This window comes from uncultured Psychrosphaera sp. (genome assembly GCF_947500655.1).
Classification (GTDB): domain Bacteria; phylum Pseudomonadota; class Gammaproteobacteria; order Enterobacterales; family Alteromonadaceae; genus Psychrosphaera.
In genome coordinates this window covers 74,248-93,149 of record NZ_CANMSK010000005.1, presented here as the reverse complement: position 1 = coordinate 93,149, position 18,902 = coordinate 74,248, and the positions used below count along the sequence as shown (strand labels likewise).

General features: G+C 36.0%; 21 protein-coding genes. 12 read left to right on the top strand and 9 right to left on the bottom strand.

The genetic code is table 11. The features are described 5' to 3' along the window. Positions 1-12 precede the first annotated feature (12 nt). From Q0940_RS06445 to Q0940_RS06435, 3 genes are read right to left on the bottom strand one after another with little or no spacing between them, the layout of a single operon-like run. Positions 13-645 (bottom strand): CIA30 family protein, encoded by a 633-nt coding sequence (locus Q0940_RS06445; protein WP_299265822.1) that lies wholly within the window; start codon positions 643-645, stop codon positions 13-15. 23 nt (positions 646-668) lie between these two features. Then, on the bottom strand, positions 669-1,265 hold the full coding sequence (locus Q0940_RS06440; protein ID WP_299265820.1) for an HAD-IA family hydrolase: 597 nt from the start codon (positions 1,263-1,265) through the stop codon (positions 669-671). Positions 1,266-1,291: 26 nt separating this feature from the next. Next, a complete protein-coding gene (locus Q0940_RS06435; RefSeq protein WP_299265817.1) occupies positions 1,292-1,570 on the bottom strand; it encodes a DUF6482 family protein in 279 nt (92 codons plus the stop codon). A 174-nt stretch (positions 1,571-1,744) separates the two neighbouring features. Here Q0940_RS06435 and Q0940_RS06430 point away from each other — a divergent pair, with 174 nt between their 5' ends. Continuing rightward, on the top strand, positions 1,745-2,260 hold the full coding sequence (locus tag Q0940_RS06430) for a hypothetical protein (RefSeq protein WP_299265815.1): 516 nt from the start codon (positions 1,745-1,747) through the stop codon (positions 2,258-2,260). Between the two features lie 70 nt (positions 2,261-2,330). Here Q0940_RS06430 and ggt read toward each other — a convergent pair whose 3' ends face one another. Together ggt and Q0940_RS06420 are read right to left on the bottom strand one after the other, a co-directional pair. Beyond that, positions 2,331-3,998 carry a gamma-glutamyltransferase gene (gene ggt, locus Q0940_RS06425; protein ID WP_299265812.1) on the bottom strand — a complete coding sequence of 556 codons (1,668 nt, stop codon included), beginning with the start codon at positions 3,996-3,998 and terminating at the stop codon, positions 2,331-2,333. Positions 3,999-4,157: 159 nt separating this feature from the next. Continuing rightward, positions 4,158-5,045 (bottom strand): LysR family transcriptional regulator, encoded by an 888-nt coding sequence (locus Q0940_RS06420; RefSeq protein ID WP_299265808.1) that lies wholly within the window; start codon positions 5,043-5,045, stop codon positions 4,158-4,160. 136 nt (positions 5,046-5,181) lie between these two features. Between Q0940_RS06420 and Q0940_RS06415 the strand changes: the two genes are divergently transcribed. Continuing rightward, positions 5,182-6,120, top strand: a complete 939-nt coding sequence (locus Q0940_RS06415; protein WP_299265805.1) for an MBL fold metallo-hydrolase — start codon at positions 5,182-5,184, stop codon at positions 6,118-6,120. A gap of 52 nt (positions 6,121-6,172) precedes the next feature. On the opposite strand, the gene Q0940_RS06410 is transcribed toward Q0940_RS06415, so the two are convergent. Further along, the gene (locus Q0940_RS06410; RefSeq protein WP_299265803.1) at positions 6,173-6,562 is read right to left on the bottom strand and encodes an MmcQ/YjbR family DNA-binding protein; all 390 of its coding nucleotides are present in this window, start codon (positions 6,560-6,562) and stop codon (positions 6,173-6,175) included. Positions 6,563-7,172: 610 nt separating this feature from the next. On the opposite strand from Q0940_RS06410, the gene Q0940_RS06405 reads away from it, so the two are divergent. From Q0940_RS06405 to Q0940_RS06380, 6 genes are all read left to right on the top strand, one after another. After that, positions 7,173-8,297, top strand: a complete 1,125-nt coding sequence (locus Q0940_RS06405; protein WP_299265801.1) for a hypothetical protein — start codon at positions 7,173-7,175, stop codon at positions 8,295-8,297. Between the two features lie 10 nt (positions 8,298-8,307). Then, positions 8,308-8,727 carry a phosphate ABC transporter substrate-binding protein gene (locus Q0940_RS06400; RefSeq protein WP_299265798.1) on the top strand — a complete coding sequence of 140 codons (420 nt, stop codon included), beginning with the start codon at positions 8,308-8,310 and terminating at the stop codon, positions 8,725-8,727. A gap of 220 nt (positions 8,728-8,947) precedes the next feature. Beyond that, a complete protein-coding gene (locus Q0940_RS06395) occupies positions 8,948-10,072 on the top strand; it encodes a hypothetical protein (RefSeq protein WP_299265796.1) in 1,125 nt (374 codons plus the stop codon). A 10-nt stretch (positions 10,073-10,082) separates the two neighbouring features. After that, positions 10,083-10,502: a phosphate ABC transporter substrate-binding protein gene (locus Q0940_RS06390; protein ID WP_299265792.1), complete on the top strand. Its 420-nt coding sequence runs from the start codon at positions 10,083-10,085 to the stop codon at positions 10,500-10,502. 119 nt (positions 10,503-10,621) lie between these two features. Next, positions 10,622-11,797, top strand: coding sequence for a porin (locus Q0940_RS06385; protein ID WP_299265789.1), 1,176 nt, complete (start codon positions 10,622-10,624; stop codon positions 11,795-11,797). A 10-nt stretch (positions 11,798-11,807) separates the two neighbouring features. Next, positions 11,808-12,227, top strand: a complete 420-nt coding sequence (locus Q0940_RS06380; protein WP_299265786.1) for a phosphate ABC transporter substrate-binding protein — start codon at positions 11,808-11,810, stop codon at positions 12,225-12,227. An 87-nt stretch (positions 12,228-12,314) separates the two neighbouring features. On the opposite strand, the gene Q0940_RS06375 is transcribed toward Q0940_RS06380, so the two are convergent. Further along, positions 12,315-12,875, bottom strand: coding sequence for a phosphoribosyltransferase family protein (locus Q0940_RS06375; protein WP_299265783.1), 561 nt, complete (start codon positions 12,873-12,875; stop codon positions 12,315-12,317). Between the two features lie 114 nt (positions 12,876-12,989). Beyond that, entirely contained in the window at positions 12,990-13,580 is a 591-nt protein-coding gene (locus Q0940_RS06370) for a hypothetical protein (RefSeq protein WP_299265780.1), read from the bottom strand. Positions 13,581-13,686: 106 nt separating this feature from the next. On the opposite strand from Q0940_RS06370, the gene Q0940_RS06365 reads away from it, so the two are divergent. Beyond that, positions 13,687-15,471 carry an ABC transporter ATP-binding protein/permease gene (locus Q0940_RS06365; RefSeq protein WP_299265776.1) on the top strand — a complete coding sequence of 595 codons (1,785 nt, stop codon included), beginning with the start codon at positions 13,687-13,689 and terminating at the stop codon, positions 15,469-15,471. Positions 15,472-15,503: 32 nt separating this feature from the next. On the opposite strand, the gene Q0940_RS06360 is transcribed toward Q0940_RS06365, so the two are convergent. Beyond that, positions 15,504-16,172, bottom strand: a complete 669-nt coding sequence (locus Q0940_RS06360) for a hypothetical protein (RefSeq protein ID WP_299265773.1) — start codon at positions 16,170-16,172, stop codon at positions 15,504-15,506. A 278-nt stretch (positions 16,173-16,450) separates the two neighbouring features. Here Q0940_RS06360 and Q0940_RS06355 point away from each other — a divergent pair, with 278 nt between their 5' ends. From Q0940_RS06355 to hxpB, 3 genes are read left to right on the top strand one after another with little or no spacing between them, the layout of a single operon-like run. Further along, on the top strand, positions 16,451-17,275 hold the full coding sequence (locus Q0940_RS06355; RefSeq protein WP_299265770.1) for a MipA/OmpV family protein: 825 nt from the start codon (positions 16,451-16,453) through the stop codon (positions 17,273-17,275). Between the two features lie 45 nt (positions 17,276-17,320). Beyond that, on the top strand, positions 17,321-18,202 hold the full coding sequence (locus Q0940_RS06350; RefSeq protein WP_299265766.1) for an MOSC N-terminal beta barrel domain-containing protein: 882 nt from the start codon (positions 17,321-17,323) through the stop codon (positions 18,200-18,202). Between the two features lie 18 nt (positions 18,203-18,220). Then, the gene (gene hxpB, locus Q0940_RS06345) at positions 18,221-18,883 is read left to right on the top strand and encodes a hexitol phosphatase HxpB (RefSeq protein ID WP_299265763.1); all 663 of its coding nucleotides are present in this window, start codon (positions 18,221-18,223) and stop codon (positions 18,881-18,883) included. Positions 18,884-18,902: the final 19 nt, after the last annotated feature.

The window sequence follows — 18,902 nt, the reverse complement described above, 5'->3', positions numbered from 1 at the left end:
AACGTGTTGAGTTTAAGTTAATGTTAAATTAAAAATAGATAAAGAAAACGGCTGCGGTTTTTGGATGTTTAACTTTGTTAAATTAAGCAGAAATCCAAGTTCAACAATATCCTCAGACTTTAACTCAGGGGCATTAGTGATGTCTCTCCCTCGGAAAGATGCCTTAAAGTCGCTTAACTTAAAGGTTATTTTTTGTCTGTTATCAAGACTAGTTGAAAATTCGTGTTTGTAAGATAAACGATAGCCATCGACTATGGTATTTAATCTTAATTGATAAACATGACCGTCACCTTGTGCATTAATTGTAATGGTTTCTTGGTTTGCAGCTAAAGGCGTAATAGGGCGAAAGGTGGACGTGAATCCACCATTATTTGCTAGAGAAACCTCCCCTGTAAATAACACACTATCTTGAGTCTGTATTATTCTACCTTGTGACTTTCCACCCATAACACCGTCGTTTGTAATACGCCAATTAGCTAACTCTTGAGAACCTGTAAAACCAGTTACGTGCACAGTATTATTTTTGAAAATAGTAGGGTTTAAGGTATTCATATTTTTATATTCAGCCTTTTGGAAAACAACATAAAGCAGTAAAACTAAGGCAAGAACCATGACAACCGATATAAGAACGATTAACCATTTCATTTTATTACCTTAATATGGTTTGATTAAACGCCATGTGTATTCTCAATTATCTTTTGCAAATCTGTGAGCTCATTCACCACAAGCGTGGCCAAATGAGCATAGTCTAGTGTATTACCGTGTGTCACTAAACAAGACATAGTATTTGCATTAATTGCTGCTTGAATGTCATATAAGTAATCCCCCACATACAATAAGTTTTCAGGTGAAATATTCCATTGATTTGCCAAAAATAACAAGGCGTCTGGGGCTGGCTTTGCTTGGTGTTCTTCTCTTGATATGAGTATAGGAATATTAAGGTTATTATTGTTAATTTTGATTAAAGCAGCTTCACGACAATTACGAGTGACAATGGCTATTGGCATGTTTAGGTCATGTAATAATGTTAATACACTATCAGTGCCTTTTAATTTTACTGAGCTGGCAGCTTCACTGATTTCATAGTCAATTAATTTTTGTTCTATGATGCCTCTCTCTGTCTGAGGCTTACCATCTAAAAAATCCAATAGGTCTATATCTAGTGGACAATCTAGATAACTTTTTATTTTATTAAAATTTAAAGTAGACGACACTAATGTGTCGTCTAAATCAAAAATAACACCCTGCAATTTATTGGGTAACACAGTTTATCCTTACAAGGCAGTTACAATTAGAAAGTAATACTTTGGCGACATGGCTCTGATGTACTTGAGCCACACATTTCATCATACGCTGTTTGAAATTCTAGGGTTGCCATAAAAATATTATGGCTGCGCAGAAAGTTTTTAGCTTCAATTAATGAAGAGGTGACGGTTATTTTATCAGGGGTATTCAACCCAATTAAGTTATGAGATGAATCTAACGTACCGACAAGATAATGGGTAGATTCTGCTACGCAAATGATAGTTGGTGTTAGTTCTGAATTTGCTTCGGTTAAAGTGTTGCTCATAATAAAACTCCAATTAAAGTAGTTTAAGTAATTACGGAGCAATTGTTGTTAAGGATCATTGCTAATAGTGAATAACTTAGTAAAGAGCTTAGTGAATATTTATCAATTCTGAGTGAACTTTATGGAAATCAATAACGTATATATAACAAATTAATTTATAAAAGTGATATTAAAATGCGTATCTTTATTTTTTCTATAGTTTTAGTCCTGCTATCAGCGTGTAGCACAATGTATCCAAATCAATCTGTTAAAGGGCAAGTGTTCCCATCAATTACAGGTCAGACACTGGAACAAAATGAGCTGAATATTCCTGCTGATTTAAATCAAGAAGCCGTTTTATTATTAATAGGTTACAAGCAAAACTCGCAGTTTGATATTGACCGTTGGTTAATTGGTTTAGACATGACAAATACCTTAGTTGATGTTTACGAGCTACCCACCATTCAAGGTATGTTTCCAAGAATGTTTAGCACCGTTATCGACAATGGTATGCGCAAAGGCATTCCAAAAGAGTTATGGAAAGGCGTGGTAACCGTTTATGAAGATGGCGAAAAAGTACAAGCGTTCACTGGTAATGAAAATGGCAATAACGCTAGAGTCGTTTTGTTAAACCAAGACGGCTTGGTTGTCTATTTTTATGACCGAGGCTTTTCAGTGCAAGCGTTAAATGAATTAAGAGAGCTCTTATAATAGCAGTTTATAAAAGCTCAATTTTAGTTAAGACAAGATGTATTAGTTCCGATTAGATCTGATACATCAATTAATCAAATGTGAGTGAAACGCCTCTGTGGCGTTTTCCTGATTGAGAAGCCGCATTTAACTTATTATTACGGTTCGTAATTATTTGTAAGTCACCAAATCCACTTTCCTTGGTTATGTATCCCATTTTTTGTAACTCTTTCAACGTCCCTTTATTAATACCTGTGTAATGCCTGATTTGATTTTTAGGCAGTAGCTGGTGGTGAAATCTAGGTGCATCTACTGCATCTTGCGCTGACATGTTAAATTCAAAAACATTTAAAATGGATTGGTAAACTGAGGTAATTATTGTTGTACCACCTGGAGATCCAGTGACTAGCTCGACTTTTCCTTTATTGAGTAAAATAGTTGGCGTCATTGATGACAACATACGTTTGTTCGGTTGAATTTCATTGGCGACACCACCAACGGCACCAAATACATTTGCTACACCTGGTTTAGCACTAAAGTCATCCATTTCGTCATTAAGTATAAAACCCGCACCTTCAACCACTACGCCACTACCAAAAGTATAATTAATGGTGGTTGTGTTGGCGACGGCATTTCCCCATTGATCAATGATTGAAAAGTGGGTGGTATCTTCACTTTCTGGTAAGCCTGGTTTGATGTGTTCTGTGCTAGAAATGCTATCGGGCGAAATACTTGATGTGCGTTTAGTTAAGTAAGTTTTGGCTAAGAGTTCCTCAACAGGCACATTAAAAAAATCAGGATCTCCTAAGTATTCAGCTCTATCTGCGAATACACGTTTACCAACTTCAGATAACAAGTGTATGTATTCTTTAGAATTGTGTTTAATTTTTTGTTGCTTTGTTAAACGATCTGTTTTTAATAAATCATACATAGATAACCACTGTAAAACGGCTATTCCGCCAGAACTTGGAGGTGGTGCGGTAACAACGTCGTAACCACGCCATTTAATTTGAATTGGTTTACGCCATTTAGAGACGTAATTAGCGAGGTCTTTCTCGGTAATTATTCCACCATTTTTAGCCATAAAGTCACTAATGACTTTAGCTGTTTTTCCTTTATAAAACCCGTCTTTACCATTACTTGAAATTAGCTTTAGCGTTTCAGCTAATTCTGGTTGCTTGAATAATTCACCCGCTTTGGCATGAGCAAAGTATTGAGAAAAATTAACATCTATATTATCTTTTTTAAAACTTTCAATACGCCAATTAATATTGTCTTTTAAAGCTGGATGAACAACAAATCCTTTGGAAGCTAGTTTTATAGCCGGAGCCAACAACTCTTCCCATGTTTTAGAACCATATTTTTTGTGCGCTTGCCACATACCATCAACCGTACCGGGGACGCCAGAAGATAAAATGCCATAAAGAGACAAGTTTGGGATCACCTCTTTACTATCGTCTAAATACATATCTCGATGAGCTCGTTGGGGGGCAACTTCACGATAGTCCAAGAAATCGGTTTTACCATCTTTGTAGATAGTCATAAATCCACCACCGCCAATATTCCCAGCCTCTGGTAATGTTACGGCCAAAACAAACTGTGCAGCAATAGCAGCGTCTATTGCGTTTCCACCGCTTTGTAAAATGTCTTTTGTTACCTGCGCACTATAACTATCTGGCATAGCAACAGCTGATTGAGCATATACAGAATGAGTGATCCAAAACTGGAGTAGTGCAATGATTAATATTGATGTTTTCATTGTGTAACCCTTAGTGAAAATATTTAGTCAGGGTTAATTTAACACGGAGAATGCAAAGTGAGCAGCGTAATTTTTTAATGTATAGCCGCTGATTTTGACGTATTTCATATACTTATCATCAAGGCATAATACTCAATTTTGCTTATTTTATATTTAATACTATGACCAAATATCGTTAAAATATGTTTTTAATAATTCCGCCACTATCACCACTCTTTCAACATGTTGGTAGCGCTTATGGATGACCATATGTAATTCACCAGCAGCAAATTCACTCAGGTCGATATCTAATGCTTTAAGTCCGTTAATTAATGGGCTTTTTACTAAACTATCGGGCAAAGCTAATGCACCTAATCCAGCACAACAAGCGGCTACCTGAACGTTATAATCATTAGAGCTAAATGCAGGTTTAAAATTCTGTATTTCTCTCTTTAAAATTTGATTAGTCAGTAAGTGGTCGTTATCTTCAGACCAGCAAATCCAATTTAAATCTTGAAAAGTCACATCATCACTTAACGAGTCAGCAACATCTTCCGACACATAAACGCTTATTCCACAATAAAAAGAGGCCATACAAATAAGATCTTTATATTTTGGTTTTTCTGTACGAAATGATATGTCTGCTTCACCGCGCGTTAAATTAAAGGTATTGGTGCCACTTAACACTTCGAGCTGAATACCTGGGAATTGGTCTTTTATTTTTTTGCCGGCTTGTGGGAAAAAAGCAAAACATACCCCTGGAGGCGCAGTGATCCGCACTCGCCCTTCAACTTTATTTGGTGCTTGAGCTTGCGTCATGGTTTCAACCGACCAAATCGCCATTTGTTTTGCAGCGGGTAAAAGCCTTTGACCTAAAGCAGTAAGTTCACAGCCTTGACTAAAACGAGAGAATAATGGCTGACCAAGTTGCTGCTCCAACTCAGCAATCCGTCTACTTAATGTTGGTTGGCCCAACTTTAAATGACGAGCTGCAGCACTAAAACTACCTGCTTCTGCCACAGCTAAAAAGAGTCGAATATCTTGCCAGTTTAATTCATTGCTATTCATTTTTGGATGTCTCAATCAATTTTTAGTGGATTTACATATTTTATTGAATGACTAAACTATGTCATATCTTCCTTTACTACTAAAGAGAAAAGGCAAAGAGAAATAAATTTCATCAACTAATGACGGAGTAAATAACATGAATAAACATAAGCGATATATAAAAATGGTAATTGGCTTTCTTAGTTTATTATTCGTATCTTTCATAATATGGATTAATCAAGCAACGCCAACAAGTCACCCTATTATTCCGTCAACATTAGGGCAAGAAAGTAATTACCAATCGCTTGTTGATAGCCTAAGCACAGGTAAAAAAATATCGGTGAATAAGGTTAAGTCTGCAAATTGGAAAGTACCTTTAAGCGGTTTACTTAACTTAGAAGCTGATGCTGCAAAACATGCGGGTTTAGAAGATCATGATGAAGATATTCAAATCTTCACCTTTCATCTTAAGCATCCACTACATGGCAATTTTTTGATTGATACCGGTGTTAGTCATCAGTTTTATAATGATCCACAGTCGTTAGGCATTCCTAGTTGGTTAGCATCCGGATATGGATTAGAAAAACTGACAATACTGACTGCAACAGATGATTATATCAAAGAAAAAAACTTGGATTTAAAAGGTGTGTTTTTAACGCATTTACACCTAGACCATATAAGTGGTATGTCAGCAATAGATAAACACGTTCCTTTGTATGTAGGAGAAGGGGAAACTCAAGAAAGTTATTTTTTATATGCGGTAACTCGGAATGCGACGGATATCATGCTTGAGGGAAGACCTGAGTTACAAGAATGGCCTGCAGAATATATTGATGTCTTCGGTGACGGTAGCATGTTTGCAATTCATTCCCCTGGTCACACCGCAGGTTCTACTGCTTATTTGGTAAATACCGTTGAAGGTCCAGTATTGTTTATTGGTGACGCAAGTCATACTGCATGGGGATGGAACCATGGTGTTGAACCGGGTAGTTTTTCAACGGATCAAGCTCGCAGTCGTGGAAGTTTAGATAAACTCATTAAGTTAGTTAAAAGCAACCCTGAAATTAGAGTACAACCTGGACATCAAAGTCTGTAAGTAGTATCGATATATTTGGTGAGGCATTATTATGCCTCGTTAAATATCTATTTCACAAATGTACCAAGATAGACGCTTGATCTTTTTGGGGCATATTACTTACAACTAACATATAAGAATTATCTATCATGCGCTCAATTTCTCCTTGAGGTACTGAGCCGTCTAAAATAATGGTATTCCAATGTTTTTTGTTCATGTGATAGCCTGGAATTATAGAAGGGAAAATATCGCGCAATATTAGTGCTTCATCAGGGTCACATTTTAAGTTTAGCCAATATGGCTCAGAGTCGTCTTCTGCTTTAACCTCAGCCTTGCTTTCACTTAGGATAGCAAACATCTTATGCTTAACTTTATACACTTCAGATACATTATCAAATGGAAAATTCACTAAGGTTTCAGGCTTTGATTTTAAGTATGTTTGAACTGGAATTTTAAAATTCATTAATAGCTTCCATTTAAGTGAAAATACGGGCGTCAAGGTATGCTAATCAATAAAAAAGAGCAATGTATATTGCACTTTATCTAGCATTATTAAGTATTTTTAATATAGTTGTTTAGTAAAATTACAGCTATGCGATATAAAGCATGCACGAGTAATAGGCGATAAATTAAATATTGATAACACTCACTTTAACATTATTTAAATAAACAAGCTCTTGATGTTCAATCATTAGCGGTTTGATAAATAATACACAATTTCCCCTGCAACATCATGTTGGAATATCTAGAAGGTTTTGGATATTAACAGCGTTTTTCTATGTTTTTTTTGAGATTATTCATACAAGTAAATAAAATACAGAGCTAAATTTGACGTTTTTCGACTATTTTTATTTTTATATACACATTATTTTAGTTAGGAAAAATAACAGGTTAATTTGATATAGCTCAATACTCGTTGCTCTAAGTTGGCGAGATCGCGATTGGTGGTTTACTTTTAAAGTTGTGATATCGGTTTATTTTGTATCACCAGCTTTCACTTTAAGCGGTCATATTAGTTTTGGCTCGCTAGTTTTAAATGTAAATATCAACAACAACAACATGGGTTATATTTAATGAAAAATACATTAGCAGCAGCAATTATAGTTGCACTTGGTGCAACATCGACATCTGCTTTGGGGGCAGATACTCAAATTAAGGGGTTCGCTTCTGTCATTGCAGGATTTACTACTGACGAAGATGTAAGCTTATTTGGTTACAATGATAAAATTTCATTTAAGCCAGAGAGTTTATTTGCTTTACAAGTAACGTCTGATTTAGGTGATGGTTTATCAGCAACAGCTCAAATTATGTCTCGTGGTGAAGATGATTATGCGGCAGTATTTGAGTGGGCTTATTTGTCTTATGAGATATCTGATAACTCTCAGCTAAATGTTGGTAGGTTACGTATTCCTTTTTATCGTTATTCCGATTTCTTAGATGTAGGCTATGCCTATAATTGGAATCGCCCACCTTCAAGTGTATACAACTCTATATTTAGTACTTATGACGGTGTGAGTTATGTATACAGTAATACCTTAGGTATGGTTGATTCTAGTGTGCAAATAATTGCAGGTTCTCATAGTAGTGAAACAGATGTTGGCTCTGCTAAATTAGATAATTTAATGGGTGTTAACTGGACATTAAATTACGATTGGTTAACGGCTAGAGTTGGTTACTTTGTTGCTGATGTTACTGTTGAGCTTAATAACGAAGGGTTAATTAGTATAATCAATTCATTAGATTCTGTAGGCTTAACTAGTGTGGCAGATACCATAAGAGTCGATGAAGATTTTGGTGACTTCTTAGCTGTAGGTTTGAGTGTTGACTACAATGACTTCCTTTTCGACTTTGAATTAATTAGCTCTGGTACGGAAGATGCGATAGCGGCAGGTCAAGATTCATCTTATGTTTCGGTTGGTTATCGTTTTGATGAGTGGACTATATTAGCCACTGCAGAAACCCGCGAAGATGGATTTGATGATTCTTTATATGGTCAAGTTCCAAGTGCTTACGCTCCGCTTGATGCATACGTAGATGCTGCATTTACAGGCCAAGAAATACAGCAGGATATCGTCTCCGTAGGTGCTCGTTACAACTTCCATCCATCTGCAGCATTAAAATTTGATTATACAAGTAGTGAAACTAATGATGCGGATGCAGTAAATGTATTCACTGTTGGTGTGGACTTGGTATTTTAAGGGGAAATAAATGAAATTTTTAAAAACAAAATTATGTATAACGATTCTTGGCTTAACGTCAGTATTTGCTCAAGCCGAAATCGCCGTGGTGGTTCACCCTTCAAATGCATCTGCACTTGATAGCTCTGCAATCTCTAGGATCTTTTTAGGTAAGTTAAAAAGCTTTGATGGCGGCGGCCAAGCAGTCCCTATCAATCAGGAATCTTCAATGGCTGCGACAGATGAATTTAACTCTAAAGTGTTAAATAAATCGGGTAGCCAATTAAAGTCATATTGGTCCAAGTTGGTATTCACAGGTAAAGGTACACCACCAAAAGTAGTTGCGAATGATGCAGAAGTAATTAGTTTAATTTCAGCAAATCCAAATTTAATTGGATATATCGACGCAACTGCCGTTACAGGTACTGTGAAGGTAATAGCTAAGTTCTAAATTAAACATAAGCTCCTTAAGATAAAAAAGGAGCTTATGCTCCTTTTTTATATACTTATTCCTGTCTTGAATAACATTAGGGAAAACCACTATAGGTTGCAAGTTACCAAAATGGTATAATTTTCACGTAAAGTCATTAACTGTCTATTAAAGGCACTATCTTCTTTTATATTCGATAGGGTTAATGTAAACATCAACAAAAAATATGGATCATTAATTAATGAAAAATACACTTGTAGCAGCAATTATCGTTGTACTAGGTGCAACATCGACACCTGCTCTTACGGCAGAAACTAAAATAAATGGATTCGCCTCTGTTGTTGCTGGGATAATGTCTGATCCTGATACAGAACTGTTTGGCTACTCAGATAAAATGTCATTTAAGCCTGAGAGTTTATTTGCGTTGCAAATTACTTCAGATTTAACTGAAAGCGTAACGGCAACCGCACAAATAATGTCCCGCGGAGAAAATGATTACTCTGCTGAATTTGAATGGGTTTATTTGTCTTATGAGATATCAGATAGCTCTCAACTAAATATAGGTAGATTACGTATCCCATTTTATCGTTACTCTGACTTTTTAGATGTTGGTTACGCCTATAATTGGAACCGTCCACCTTCGAGCGTATATAACTTAGATTTCACTTCTTATGATGGTTTGAGTTATGTATATACCAGTACGATTGGCGAAGTAGACTCTAGTTTACAATTAATTGCCGGATCTCATAATAGTGTGATCGATGGTGACCCTTCAGAATTAGGTAATTTAATGGGTATTAACTGGACATTAAATTACGACTGGCTAACAGCCCGAATCGCTTATTTTGGTGCAGATGTTTCTGTTGATTTACAAAATGAAGGTTTGGTTGAGTTAATTGGAATTCTAGACTTGTATGGTTTAGATGAGGTTTCAAACGATATAAAAATTGATGAAGAATATGGCGACTTTTTAGCCATAGGTTTAAGTGCTGACTACAATAACTTTATCGTTGATTTTGAAATAATCAGCTCTGCGGTAGAAAATAGTATATCTGCTGATCAAAATTCAGCTTATTTGTCTCTTGGTTATCGTTTTGATGAGTTAACACTGTTAGCAACTATCGAAAACCGAAACGAGGAATATGACGACTCTAGATATGGTCAAATTCCAGCTGCTTACGGCACATTAGGAGCAAGTGTTGATGGGTTATTAAAAAGCCGAGAAATAAAACAAGATATTGTTTCTTTAGGCGCTCGTTACAACTTTCATCCATCTGCCGCATTAAAGTTTGATTATACAAATAGTGAAACTAACAAAGAATCACGCGAAAGTGTTATGTCAGTTGGTGTAGATTTAGTCTTTTAAAGGGTAACAAATGAAATTTTTAAAAACAAAATTATGTATAACTGTTCTTGGACTTGCGTCAACGTTTGCTCAGGCAGAGATTGCAGTAGTGGTTCACCCTTCAAATGCTTCAGCAATTGATAGTTCATCTATCTCTAGAATATTTCTAGGTAAAAAGAAGAGTTTTGATGGCGGCGGTCAAGCGGTACCAATTACGCAAGATCCATCAAGTGCAGCAACAGATGAGTTTAACTCTAAAGTGTTAAATAAATCAGGCAGCCAAATAAAGTCATATTGGTCTAAATTAGTATTTACAGGTAAAGGCACACCACCAAAGGTTGTGGCTAATGACGCAGAAGTGATCAGTCTTATCTCGGCAGATCCGACTTTAATCGGTTATGTAGATGCTAGCGCTGTTACTGGTGCGGTAAAAGTAATCGCTAAATTTTAAGTTCTGAGCTCTGATAGATAGAGCTATTTAAAGTTTTAGTTACGGTAATGTAAATCAGCTCAGGCTTCGATTTATTATCGTAAATGTAAGAATTAACAACAAAATATGGGAAGTAACTAATGAAAAATACTCTAGCAGCAGCAATTGTACTTGCACTTAGTGCAACATCAAGTTTAGCTCAAGCGGCAGATACAAGAATTAATGGTTTTGCATCAGTCGTTGCTGGTTTAACCAATGACGAAGACACAAGCATGTTTGGTTATAATGATAATATTTCATTTAAACCAGAAAGTTTATTTGCTTTGCAAATAGCGTCTGACTTAGGTGACGGTTTATCAGCGACGGCACAAATCATGTCGCGAGGATCGAATGATTACGCTGCAGAATTTGAGTGGGCTTATTTGTCTTATGAAATTAGTGACAGCACACAGATAAATGCCGGTAAACTTCGTATTCCATTTTACCGTTATTCAGACTTCTTGGATGTTGGTTATGCATATACATGGGCACGTCCACCACAAGCAGTATACAGCTTAGTATTTTCTACATTTGATGGTTTGAGTATAGTAAACAATCATACACTAGGTAATTGGGACTCAAGTATCCAAGTTATTTATGGCAGTTATGATGGTAGTGTGGATTTAGTATCAGATGAAGATCCAGCCACATTAAATAATATAATGGGTATCAACTGGACTCTAACTTATGACTGGTTTACAGCTCGTGCAATCTATGCTCAAGCAGAAACATCAATTAGTTTTGAAAATAATGAAGATCCGGATAGACTGTTAAATAACGGTATTGCTCTGGTTGGTAATATATATCCACAAGTTGCTAGTGATTTAAATGTTGATGATGATATAGGTTCGTTTATTGGACTTGGATTCGCTGTTGATTACAATAATTTATTAATTGAGGCTGAATTTACAACGGTTGACGTAGAAAATAGCATTGTAGCAAAACAAGAGCAGTATTATGTATCTGTAGGGTACCGTATCTATGACTTTACTATCTATGCGATAACTGAGCATGGTGAAGATACTAATGAGGGTGATTACGATTACAGCTCTGTATTACCAGTAAGTTTAGATATAACTGGTTATGGTACTGTATATCCGCAAGGAACATATCAAGCTCTTATTGCATCTCAAGAGGAAACAATTGATACAGCTACAATTGGTGCTCGTTACAATTTTCACCCATCAGCAGCATTAAAACTTGATATCACAAGTACTAAAATTAACGATGCAGATGCAATAAATGTATTGTCAGTTGGTGTGGACTTGGTATTTTAAGGGGCAATAAATGAAATTTCTAAAAACAAAATTATGTGTAACGATTCTTGGCTTAACGTCAGTATTTGCTCAAGCCGAAATCGCCGTGGTAGTTCACCCTTCAAATGCTTCAGCAATTGATAGTTCATCTATCTCTAGAATATTTCTAGGTAAAAAGAAGAGTTTTGACGGTGGTGGTCAAGCGGTACCAATCACGCAAGATCCATCAAGTGCAGCAACAGATGAATTTAACTCTAAAGTGTTAAATAAATCAGGCAGCCAAATAAAGTCATATTGGTCTAAATTAGTATTTACTGGTAAAGGCACTCCACCAAAAGTGGTAGCTAATGACGCAGAAGTGATAAGTCTTATCTCGGCAGATCCGACTTTAATCGGTTATGTGGATGTTAGCGCGGTTACTGGTGCGGTAAAAGTAATAGCTAAGTTCTAATAGAGCTTAATTTATTCCATTAAAAAAGGAGCGAAAGCTCCTTTTTTTGTGTCTGAATTTAACTAATCATTAATTAAATTAGATGGGTTAAACCAATAAATGTTTAATATTGGCTAACTCAGCTTTACCTTCTAATAACTCTTCTTTTGTTAATCCAGAAAGTTCATGTGGAAATACTAACCATTCTTCACTTTCGTTTATATAATAATCAGGAATAATGTCTACTTGGTTATTAGTAGGTTTATACCAAGGACAAGCAATACGAATGTCTTTTGGTGTATTAAGGCGAGATAATGAGCGTATTTGCTTAATTAAGGCGTCAATGCTGCGGCCTGAGTCAAATACATCATCAACAATTAATAATGAGTCAGAGGCGTTTGCATTCTCAATTAAATAGTGCAAACCGTGCACTTTAATTTCTTTAGATTGTTGCCCAATTCCGTAATAAGACGAAGTACGGACTGCAATGTGATCAGTTTCTACTTTTTTAAAGTCAAAAAACTCTTGAACAGCTATACCTATTGGTGCGCCACCGCGCCATATACCTATGATAAAGTCTGGACGGAAACCATCTTCAAATACTTTATGAGCTAATCTAAATGAATCTTCTAGAAGCTCTTGTGAAGTTATAAATTTTTTTGTGCTCATTGAGGGGCTACCAATTAATAAATGATTCCAAATTATAGATTATTTATTCAGTGGCTAACACGTAATTTTTTTAGAACTGAGTAATATAAGCAAATAGAATCGGTTTATATTACATTAATGCATTGATGGCGGTAGTTGTGTTTTTTTAACTGGTTCTTCAAGCCCCTCATTTAGTCCTCTTATATCGAATGGTTTTTCATCACGAATACTTTCTGGATCTTTTTCTATTACACCAGATAAGGTATCAAGCGAGTAGACAAACTCTTCAAGAATAGTTGGTAGGGCTATATTATAAAAATTAACTTTAAAGTCACGGGCGCTAATAGGAATTGACTGAATAAACTTATCAAACACACCTGGAAACTCTTCAGGGTATTGAGTGTTTTCTATTCGACACTTATCAAATACTCCTCGGCATGACTCAACGATATGGAGTAATCTTTCAATGTTTTCTTCAGATACAGGCTGAAAAACAAAAAAGTTAGTGACGATTGATGTTAGTCTTTGTCTTGACATAACATTAACTATATTGTCTGTATAAAGCGGAGCAACAAGCTCTCTAAAGCTCGCTTGAATATCTCTTACTTGTTTGTTCATTGATTTGTTTTTAGCTTCTATCTTTCTTGCTTCTTGCAGACGCACTAAAGCTAGGCCTATCATTAAAGTAAATATGATACTTACAATAAATGAAACAATAAATGTCATAATAACGTACCCAAAATAGTAAAAGATGATGGAAAATATACTCTAATGGGTCTTAAGTCAAATGAACATTTTTATACTATAAAGTGAATGAATAACGAGATAAATAGTGAGAAATAGTAAACACGCACCAGATACAAATCCAACCGAATTTAGTTGGCGATCAATAACGTCCTTATTACCATATTTAATGGAACATAAACTTCGAGTTGTGTTGGCATTAATATGCTTAGTGTTAGCTAAAGTCGCGATTGTTGGCTTGCCGTTTGTGTTGAAAGAAATTGTAGATTCATTAGATCAAGTTAATGAGGGTGTGGTCGCTATTATTGCTGTGCCAGTTAGTTTGGTATTAGCGTATGGCCTACTTAGATTTTTTAATGTTATTTTAGGCGAGATCCGCGACACTTTATTTGGCAGAGTAACAGAGCGAGCAATGCGCAGAGTTGGCTTGAAGTTATTTAATCATTTACATAACTTAGACTTAGACTTCCATTTAAATCGCCAAACAGGTGGGCTATCCAGAGATATGGAACGCGGTACATCTGGCATCAGCTTTTTAATGCGTTTTATGGTGTTCAATATTGTTCCTACCTTATTAGAAATACTATTTGTAGTTGCTATTTTCTTTTATCAATACGGTATAAGTTTCGCTTTAATTACTTTCAGCTCAATTGTTTTATACATAGCTTTTACTGCGTATGCGACAGAATGGCGAACTAAATATATCCGCGAAGCCAACAAAGCAGACTCATCTAGCAACTCGCGTGCAATTGATAGCTTGCTAAATTACGAAACCGTTAAATACTTTAATAACGAAGAATACGAAGCCAAACGCTATGATGATGAATTAGCTTTATGGGAAAGTGCTCGTAGAAAAAACAGGTTAACCCTATTCGGTCTCAATAGCGGCCAGGCGATGATCATAGCGTCGGCTATGACCGCCATGTTATTACTGGCAGCCCAAGGTGTTGTAGCTAAGGAAATGACCTTAGGTGACTTTGTGTTGATTAATGCCTTTATGATGCAGTTATTTATGCCATTAAATTTTTTAGGGTTTGTTTACCGTGAAATTAAAGGCTCATTAGCAAATATTGAACGTATGTTTGAGTTGCTGGCGCGCAAACCGAAAGTGACAGACTCAAACGATGCGGTAGATTTATCGATTAGTAAAGGTGCGATTCGCTTTAATCATGTTAAGTTCGAATACGATCCTAGTCGACCAATCTTAAAAGGCATCAGCTTTAATATTAACAGCGGTGAAAAATTGGCTGTGGTAGGTGAAAGTGGTTCTGGGAAGTCGACATTAGTTAAATTGTTATTTCGTTTTTACGATGTAACTCAAGGTTCAATTGAAATTGATGGCGTTGATATAAAAACAGTGACGCAGCAATCTTTACGAAAACATATGGGCATAGTCCCGCAAGATACGGTTTTATTTAATGACACCATTTTTGAAAATATCCGATATGGTAACCCCAATGCGGATGATTCGGAAGTTTGGCAAGCCATCAAACATGCGCACTTGTTTGACTTTATTCAAGACTTACCAAAAAAAGAACATGCAATCGTTGGAGAAAGAGGTTTGAAGTTATCTGGTGGAGAAAAACAAAGAGTCGCCATCGCCAGAACAATCTTAAAACGTCCGCCAATACTTATATTTGATGAAGCAACGTCGTCGTTAGACTCAGGCTCAGAACAAGCAATCTTAAAAGCACTACAAGATATTTCCACAGGGCATACATCGTTAGTGATTGCTCACCGACTATCCACTATAGTCGATGCAGATAAAATTATTGTCATGCATCAAGGTGAGATTGTAGAAACAGGTGATCATCAACAATTAATAGCTGCTAATGGACGTTATGCAAAAATGTGGACAATGCAGCAAGATTAAGTGAGTTGGCTTTTGTTATTAATTGAGTGCCATTAATCGAGAGTTAATAAGTAGTGAGTACCTTGTTTCTCTGCATGATAAAGCTTTGGTAAAAAAACGTTGAGGTTATTCACTTCTTCAACTTGATGTCTAATCCATTGTTTAATCATAGGCTCTGGGAATAGCTTGTAGCGGATAATTAAATTTATAACTGGGGCAATAATGGGTAAGTCAGATCCTATTAAGCCACTGACTCGATATTCAGTGCCAGTTGTCGTTTTAGTAAATACGTGTTCAATTTTTGCAAAAGATAATCCTGCAAGTTCAAGCTCAAAGGTTATGCCTTGTTCTGAAAATTCTACAACACGTTCAGTTGTTAGGTTATTGTAAGATCCAAACCATTGTTTTTTTTCTATCAATGCACCTACACCAAGACCACTAGAGCCGTCTGTGGCAGGTTGTAAAATATTAATACTTTTATGTTCCGATGGATGGAATATTTGGTACCAAGATAACTTTTCTTGGCCAATTTGTACTGTCGATATAGGTAGATTTTGATAAAACCAAGTTAACATTTTGGGCGTTATATCAATAAGTGGTACATGGGTAATGGTGAACAAAATTTGCCCATTATCTAAATACTGGTAATTTGTTTTAGCTAAGCTAGTATCGTTAAACTGCCAAGGTAGTGTTATCGGCGTGTGATGAGGAAAGTCAGGCATTGGCTTTACTAAAAAGCCGATCGCGAATAATACGATTATATAGGTGAAAATTTTAAAGCCTGTTTTTAGCATTTTTTATTACCCATTTAATCAGTTTCACACTATCTTAACGTTAATATTTTATATTTTAAATCTACACTGTAGTTTTACTCATCTTAAATTGATAAGTAGGGTGACGAGACGTTCATAAATCAATTTTATGCTAAATAATAACAATTAACGGAGAGCTGAATATCCAATTTATTTATCGCTATATAGTTGTATTTTTAATTATATCATTGTCTTTTAGTTCATTAGCTGACGCTGGTAGTTGTGATATTTTTGAAGTTATCGATTGCGATAAAAATACAATCCCACCTAAAGAAGAAAAAGGTAGGTGGATCCTTGGTGTCGGGCTAGCTTATGCGCATGGCGTGCCTGACTATATAGGTTCAGATGAAAGTAGAAATTTAACGCTTCCATTGCCTTATATACTTTATAACGGTCCAAAAATGAAAATTAGCTCAAGTGGAATTAATAGAAAGTTATTCCACAATGACAAGCTTTTCGTTTCTTTAAGTTTATCAGGCGCTATACCTGTGGACAGCGATAAAAACCAAGCAAGAAAGGGCATGGATGATATTGATGCGGTTGTCGAATATGGCCCAAGTTTTAAATATTTTTTACAAGGTAATAACAAAGCCGACAGTGCGTTGTTTATTGACCTTAGTTTTAGAGAAGCAAGAACCTTAAAACTTGATTCATTAAATTTTAGCTCTAGCCCAAGTATGGTTTTTAGGAAAAAATTACAGCAAGATTATTTGGGTGGACGAGTAAGTATGTCGAGTACTTTTAAGTTTGAATTTGTATCAGACAAATATGCTCAAACTTTTTATGGCGTTGATCCTATTTTTGCAACAGCGACCAGAGAAAGTTACAAAGCAGAGGGTGGTTATGCTGGTATTCGGTTCAACAGCACCTTACGTTGGCAAAAAGATAACCAAATTGTTAGCATGTTTTTCGCCTACAGTGACATCAGCGCAGCAAAATACGTATCCTCTCCTTTAGTAAAGGTAACTACTCATGCTTTATTTGGCGCTTCGTATTTTTGGTTATTTAATTAAGATCAACAAACTCTAAATTTATCATTAAAGATGGAAAGTTAAGAAATGGCAATTGGCGTTATATCAGAATTGGTTATTTATCCGGTTAAATCACTGCAAGGGATCAGCTTAGATAAAAGTGTTGTAACGGAGCAAGGGCTTAAATGGGACCGACATTGGATGATAGTTAACGATGATGGTTTGTTCTTAACTCAGCGAACAAACTCAGCCTTGGCAACCATACAAACAGCTCTCACCAATACTCATTTAATCCTTAAGCACCCAGAATATGAAGACTTGTTTATCCCTCTTGAATCTAACTTAGCAGATCAAAAACTCGCAAAAGTATGGAAAAGTGAATGTAAGGTGTTAGATGAAGGGCAAACTGCTTCAGACTGGTTAGTGCAAGTTTTAGGTTTGTGGCGAGAACAACGTTTACATTTGGTGCGCATGAATCCAAATTTCAAACGTCAAGTCAGTGTTAAGCATACAAATGGCAATACAAACTCAACCAATTTTTCTGACGGTTATCCATTTCTAATCACCAATACAAATTCTTTAAATGAATTAAACAACGAATTACAACGCCAGAATATCCCCGCGGTACCAATGAATCGCTTTCGCAGCAATATTATTGTTGATAAAGTACCGGCATTTATTGAACACCAAAGTGACAGTCTTAGATTATTTGGCAAACATGAAGCCCAAGTTGGAATTATCGACTTTTGTAATCCTTGTCAGCGTTGTCCTGTGCCGGGAATCGATCAATTCACAGCTGAAGTACCGACACCTCAACAACCGTTAAAAACCTTGTTTAATATGCAGCATGTTCCAGAAAAAGGTGCTTTTTTTGGACAAAATGCGGTGCTTGCACCTAGTAGTAAAAACCTTCCAACCTTTATTGTCTCCATTGGAGATAAAGTCGAATTTGTAAATGATAACCATTGATAAAAAGTGAGTTTTAATATGATCCAAGCTGTAATTTTTGATATGGACGGAATACTTATTGATTCCGAAGCTATGTGGGTGGAGGCGGAAAAACAAGTCTTTTCATCGGTTGGTGTTGAAGTAACCGACGAGCTGTCGAAATTAACCTCGTCTTTAACTACAAAAGATGTAACTAACTTTTGGTATGCAAGATCGCCTTGGGAAAATAAAAGTTTAGAGCAAGTAGAAAATGAAGTCATTAGTAAAGTAGAACAGTTTATTACCGAGAATGGCCAGCAAATGGATGGTGTAAAATATCTGTTAGATTTGCTGATCAAACATAAAATGAAAATAGGTCTATCGACCAACTCACCAAGCTGTCTTACCAAAGCGGTATTAGATAAGTTGGGCATTGCACATTATTTTGAAGTGACGACATCATCGGATCAGGTTGTTAACGGTAAGCCTAGTCCTGACGTTTACTTAGCTACAGCCCAAAAATTAGGAATAGAGCCAGAACACTGCTTAGTATTTGAAGATTCGATTACTGGCTTAACTGCGGCCGTTGCTGCAAATATGAAAGTGGTTGTTGTTCCTCCTTTATCCGCTTTTTCTAATGAAAAGTACAAACCTGCCATTCATAAATTACGCACGTTAAATGACTTTACGGAGCAGGATTTAGCTCGATTAATTCACGGCTAATCTTCAAAACGGAAAGGTA